Annotated in this window: 3 protein-coding genes, 1 tRNA gene and 1 pseudogene; 4 read left to right on the top strand and 1 reads right to left on the bottom strand. The window is 67.4% G+C overall.

Annotated features, from left to right (window positions below; all coding sequences use genetic code 11):
• Nucleotides 1–413 (bottom strand): response regulator (locus GUY60_RS39395; RefSeq protein WP_312866567.1); only part of this gene is annotated, 413 nt, incomplete at its 3' end.
• A 269-nt stretch (nt 414–682) separates the two neighbouring features.
• Between GUY60_RS39395 and GUY60_RS36805 the strand changes: the two genes are divergently transcribed.
• From GUY60_RS36805 to GUY60_RS39390, 4 genes and pseudogenes are all read left to right on the top strand, one after another.
• Nucleotides 683–754 (top strand) — tRNA-Arg (locus GUY60_RS36805).
• Nucleotides 755–908: 154 nt separating this feature from the next.
• A complete protein-coding gene (locus GUY60_RS36800) occupies nt 909–1,442 on the top strand; it encodes a GNAT family N-acetyltransferase (RefSeq protein ID WP_161705853.1) in 534 nt (177 codons plus the stop codon).
• Nucleotides 1,439–1,825 carry a hypothetical protein gene (locus GUY60_RS36795; RefSeq protein WP_161705852.1) on the top strand — a complete coding sequence of 129 codons (387 nt, stop codon included), beginning with the start codon at nt 1,439–1,441 and terminating at the stop codon, nt 1,823–1,825. The genes GUY60_RS36800 and GUY60_RS36795 overlap by 4 nt, the downstream gene beginning before the upstream one ends.
• Before the next feature lie 346 nt (nt 1,826–2,171).
• Nucleotides 2,172–2,426 (top strand): annotated as a pseudogene (locus GUY60_RS39390) (putative protein N(5)-glutamine methyltransferase); the annotation flags it as partial.

Raw genomic sequence — 2,426 nt, 5'->3', positions numbered from 1 at the left:
CGCCCCGCCCCCCGCCCGCCGTCACCCTGCGCGCGCCGCCCGTGTTCCCTCAACTGCCGTACGGTACGCAGCAGTTCGGCGGGCTCGAAGGGCTTGCTCAGGAACGCGTCCACGCCTGAGGTGAGGCCGTTCTCCACCTCGTACTGGGTGCAGGCGCTGATGATCACGACCGGCACGCTCTCGGTCCGCGGGTCCGACCGCAGCCGGGCGGCGGTGCGCAGCCCGTCGAGTCGTGGCATCACCACGTCGAGGGTGATCACATCGGGCCGCACATGGTGGACGACGTCCAGACACTCGGCACCATCGGCCGCGGTCACGACCTCGAAGCCCTCAAGTTCGAGATTGACCCTGATCAGCTGCCGGATCACCTTGTTGTCATCGACAACAAGCACCCGGCCGGACGCCCCTGGCACACATCGAGAGTAGGACCGCGAAGGGTTCCGCGTCCGGGTTTTCCCTACTTCTGAGACGCGGTACGGGTTCCGGTCGGGGTCCGCGGCTCGGCCCGTACGGGCAGCTGCCCGAGCCTCGATCCGACGTACGAGCCACCCCCTCGACCGCCTCTCCTCGCGCCCCGCTCCACCTCCCAATACCTGTTCCTGGACACCCCGATGAAGCTGGTAGGGTTCTACCCGTCGCCGCGCTCGCCGCGTCCGACAGCCCGGTCCACAGGACAGGGCACGCCCCCGTAGCTCAGGGGATAGAGCAACGGCCTCCGGAGCCGTGTGCGCAGGTTCGAATCCTGCCGGGGGCACAGAAGCCGGAACAGCGCGATCGATTCGCTGACCAGCCGATGTGCCGAATACGAAGAGCCGGACCCAGTCTCACTGGGTCCGGCTCTTTGCGTTGCCGAGCACGGGCCGGCGCCAATTACCGATGAGGACCGTGCCTTCGGCAGGATGGGCGGCATGACCGAGATCCGTACGCCCCGCCTCCTCCTCCGCCGCTGGCACGACGACGACCTCGTGCCGATGGGGGACATCAACGCGGACCCGCGCGTCATGCACTGGATCGACGACGGCGCGGTGCGCGACCTGGACCGTACGGCCGAGGACATCGAGCAGTGGGAGGAGGAGTGGGACGAGGAGGGCTTCGGCCTCTTCGCCGTCGAGCTGCTCGGCTCGGGTGAACTGATCGGCGTCGTGGGTCTGTCCGTGCCCGAGTTCCTGCCGGAGGTGCAGCCCGACGTGGCGATCAGCTGGCGCCTCGGCTCACAGTTCTGGGGCCAGGGGTACGCGTCCGAAGCCGCCCAGGCCACCTTGGAGTTCGCCCTCCAGGACCGTGGGCTCGACCGCGTGATCAGCATCAACCGGGTGGGTAACGAAGCCTCCGAGAACGTCATCCGGAAGCTGGACATGACGCCGGAACGCACGACGGCGCACCCTGTGTACGGGTATCCGCTGCGGGTCTACGGCATCGATCTCACCCAGTTCGAGGCGTGAACCTGTGGCTACCTTCGACCCACGAGAAGACCGAGCTTCTCGAGGTGGTCCGTCTCGACCCTGGCGGTGATGCCCTCCGGTGGGAGGGTTTGGTCGGGGAGACCGTGGCCATCTGGGACGGGGGTGAGGTTCAGCGAGGGCTGGAGCTGGTGCTCGGGCTGAAGGCCGGTGACCTGTATCGGTGCTTCACGCCCGGGTGGGGGATCCGGGCACACGACAGGGTTGGCGTGCTCTTCGAGGTCGCGTTCTGTTTTCGTTGCCATGGCGCTCGGGTCTGGGCGCCTGAAGCAGCAGTGCCGCGCGAGCATCGGTTGCAGGGGTTCGATGCCGATGGGGCCGAGGCGGTTGAGTTGCTTCGGTTGTTTCGGCTGTCTTCGGGGTGATGGTGCCCGTCTGCGTCAACTCGGCCTCTCCCAGGGCCAGTTGTGTTCACGCGTACGTGTGCAGATCTGCTTCTCGGGGGAGTTGGGCGAGCGGGGCGTGGCAAGGTTCGGGGGGTGGGGCTCCTGGCGGACGGTGGCTGATGGGTGCAATCTCCAGTCGCGGCGTGCAGGGGCCTCATGCCGCTCCGGTACTGTTGCCCGTCCGCGCAGTGATCGTGACCGAGGAGGTGGGACCCATCAACGCTGCAGCCAGCTGGGTGCTCTCTCCTCGTGGTGATGCGGTCGCCTGACATCGGTGGCCGTGAGGGCGCCCTTCGGTTCTTGTACTTGAAGGTGCCTTTCTTTCATGGGTTCTGAATGTGGTTCCTCTTCCGGGTTTTCTTCCCGGTTCTCCTCCCCGGCCCCCCTTGTCGCTCGGCTTCGCCTGGCCGGGTGTGTGTTCGCTGAGGACGAGGCCGCTCTGATCGTTTCCGCCGCGCGCGACGCCGCCGAGGTCGACCTCATGGTCGAGCAGCGGGTGCGCGGGCTTCCGTTGGAGCAGGTCGTCGGGTGGGCCGAGTTCTGTGGGGTGCGGGTGGCCGTCGAGGCCGGGGTGTTCGTG

The organism is Streptomyces boluensis (genome assembly GCF_009908195.1).
Taxonomy (GTDB): Bacteria; Actinomycetota; Actinomycetes; order Streptomycetales; family Streptomycetaceae; genus Streptomyces; species Streptomyces boluensis.
The sequence above is the reverse complement of the archived record's forward strand: the minus strand, read 5'-3'. Positions and strand labels throughout refer to the sequence as shown.

Bases quoted from the DNA above. Each gene is read 5' to 3' on its own strand.
- GUY60_RS36800 (WP_161705853.1), top strand. From the start codon at position 909: ATGACCGAGATCCGTACGCCCCGCCTCCTCCTCCGCCGCTGGCACGAC.